The organism is Capnocytophaga catalasegens (genome assembly GCF_026005215.1).
GTDB lineage: Bacteria > Bacteroidota > Bacteroidia > Flavobacteriales > Flavobacteriaceae > Capnocytophaga > Capnocytophaga catalasegens.
In genome coordinates, this window is record NZ_BPMA01000043.1 from 1 (window position 1) to 2,853 (window position 2,853).

The 2,853-nt window shown below is 28.6% G+C and carries 3 protein-coding genes and 2 pseudogenes; all 5 read right to left on the reverse strand.

Going from position 1 to position 2,853, the window contains the following annotated elements; genetic code table 11:
* Positions 1-691, reverse strand: a pseudogene (locus OO775_RS11005) (hypothetical protein); the annotation flags it as partial.
* A 60-nt stretch (positions 692-751) separates the two neighbouring features.
* Entirely contained in the window at positions 752-1,261 is a 510-nt protein-coding gene (locus OO775_RS11010) for a hypothetical protein (RefSeq protein WP_264847192.1), read from the reverse strand.
* Positions 1,262-1,263: 2 nt separating this feature from the next.
* Positions 1,264-1,515 (reverse strand): hypothetical protein, encoded by a 252-nt coding sequence (locus tag OO775_RS11015; RefSeq protein WP_264847193.1) that lies wholly within the window; start codon positions 1,513-1,515, stop codon positions 1,264-1,266.
* Positions 1,516-1,535: 20 nt separating this feature from the next.
* A complete protein-coding gene (locus OO775_RS11020) occupies positions 1,536-2,012 on the reverse strand; it encodes a hypothetical protein (RefSeq protein ID WP_264847194.1) in 477 nt (158 codons plus the stop codon).
* A 17-nt stretch (positions 2,013-2,029) separates the two neighbouring features.
* A pseudogene (locus OO775_RS11025) lies at positions 2,030-2,853 on the reverse strand (hypothetical protein); the annotation flags it as partial.

Here is a 2,853-nt window from a genome sequence, read left to right on the forward strand (position 1 = left end):
TTCTTATTTCTCCGATAAATTGTCCCTCTTTTACAGGTGGGTCTTTTAAACTTTTCCCTAAAATCTCAAAATTTTCTAAATCAATTTCAATATTTACATATTCTTCTAACTCTTCTATTTTTTCAACACCTTCATTTTCAGCGATTTCTTGCTCTTCTTTCTTTTTTAAATCCTTAAATGTAGCTAAAAGTTCATCAGCTTTACTTTCATCAAATGATTGCTTCGAGCCCGAAGATTTGAACGTATTTATTTGATTTGTTACATTTTTATTTTCAGCTTCTGTTATGGAGGGTGTTTCTTTAACATATTGATTTACAGCATCTAAATTTTTATCGTTTTGAGCAATTAGTTCTTTTATTTTTTCTTGTTCCTGCTCGTATTTTTCCTTATTTATTTTGTTTTCAGCGAATTGTTTTTCAAGATTTTCCTGTTTTTGGATAATTTCTTTCTGCTTTTTAAAAACTTTTTCCAATGCCTCAATAGCATCGCCAATCGTTTTAATTATCGGAACTTCCACCACATTACTTTCTGTCTTATCATAAGTCGTAATGAGCTTACCTTCAACAAGTTGCCTCTCGGTATTGAGCATTATTCCATTGAAAACTACTTTGATTTTCGTATCAAGCAAATAGGGTATTTGTATATAACCTTCACCTGAAAACACACCATTTGAACCTGTGGCACGAAGCACTGTTACGGGGAAATATTATGTCAAAGAACGTTTTTAATTGATTTTTAATGAATTATATTTTTAGAACTTTATGGGCTTTTTCATTGTATCCATCTGTTGAAGTAGAAATTGTCCCACATTCCCTTTTATATCTACATCTGATATTTCTGTAGTTAAACTTAAATTATTATGTGAAAAATAAATGTTATACATTCCTTCATTAAGTATAACTTCTATATATAGAGGTTCTACAATCTTTTTTGTCTTAATTTCAATATCATATGATTTAGATACAGATAAGAATGCTACAATTCTGCTATTATAATCATAAATTCCTGAAATTCTACTACTTTCTATTACTGCTGTTTTTGATATATTAACTGAATCCGCTTTGATAAAAAGAATATAACTAAAATTCCCTACTTTTTTCATCTTAAAAATATTTCCAGAGATATAAAAAGCAGTATTTTTTTTATAATTGTCTCTTTTACTATTAGTATATTTTTTCTTTTCATTTCTATCAATAACATCTATTACAACAAAAGCTACAAAACATAATAAAAGGAAAAAAAGAGGTACAAATTTTTTCATAATTAGTGCGGTATTATAAATTTGACATAACTTTTTAATGTTTCCCATTTTGTTTTTGGTTTATCCACCTTTTGGGGGTTAATAAAATATATTTTTCCTATTCCTCCTATAACACTACCTGGTATAGAGGCTCCTCCTCCAATACCAACAGACCCTGATGTAGATATAACATACCAACTTTCCTCATCTGTTTCGGGAGTTTGTCCCACAGAATAAGTTAAAGATCTTCCTACAGAAATATTTAATCCTCCCAAAACTGCCCCTGTTTCCGCACTCAGTTTAATCTAAAATAATTATAAGTTCCTGCAAAATTTATATGTTCTTTATACTTATCTTCGGTATTGAATGTTGCGAATAAGGTTTGTCCTGCATTCACGGAAAATCCAGCAGCCAAAGCACCTCCTGCCCCTGTCTCACCTCCGTAGTAAGAATGTACATAACCAGCATCTGCTCCTCCTAAAAATAATACATTCCCTAATATTATATTAGCTTCGTGTTTTATACCAAAATTAAGTTCCTCTCCTACTGATTTCTCTAATCCAACTCCTATTCGTGAAAAATCTATCTTATCAATAAAAACATTCAATAATTTTCTAAATTCTTCTATTTTATCTTTAGGTAAAATTCTCTCCAACCAAACCATATCAATAGCATTATTTGGAAAAGCAGTTTCTAACAATGCTTCCTGATTATTAACAGATTGTTCTATAATGTCGTTTGGAAATTCATTTCTTTTCTTTTTTTCGTACAAATATTCATAAAAATGTTCTAATAGTCGTATTTCAAAATGTTTTCTCCTACTTCTTTATAATCACTTGGAGTAGATATCATTTTTTGTGTCATTGAGCTTAAACCAAAAGTACTACCAATGACCAAAGCTCCCCAATTATCAGTTTTATTAGCATTTTCTAACATTTTTCTTACTACTCTTCTAAAAGTTTCAATATCTTGTTTTTTAGAAAAATAATAATCCTGATAGTTTATTTTGTATTTTAGTTGGTTTTCTCCTTTGGTATAATGTAACCACACCGCAATTCCTTGTGTCTGTTCGACTTCATTCTTTAATTTTTCAAAGTTGTCATTACTTATATTTGAAGTACTGACAATAACTTTAAAATGGTTATTTACTTCAAAAATTTCAAAAGAAATTTCATCTTTCGGGATACTAATAGAGTTGGGTATTGATATTTCTTTGAAAAGAGAATTTTGACTCAAAATAATATTTTCTTTAGCAGAAACCCCATTGATAATCCCATCAAAATATGAATCTTGGGTTATGTTAGCAATGACACCTCCTGTATTTTCTTTTTTATTAAGTTTTGTGGCATAATTGCTTAAAACTTCTATATTTTCATCTATTTTTACTAAATCATTCTGTTCAAATTTTTTTCCTTTTTCTACAAGATTAGTTTTATTTTTTTCTAAATTATCTATTTCTTTTTTTAATTCATCTATATTTTTTAGATTATCCTTTATTTCCTTTACTTGTTCTTCTAATTCTTTTTGTTGTTTTTTAGTTCCTTTATAGTTTTTAAGTATTTCTTTAATTTTATTTATTTGTATAGAAACCTCCACCACATTCGTTCCCGTCC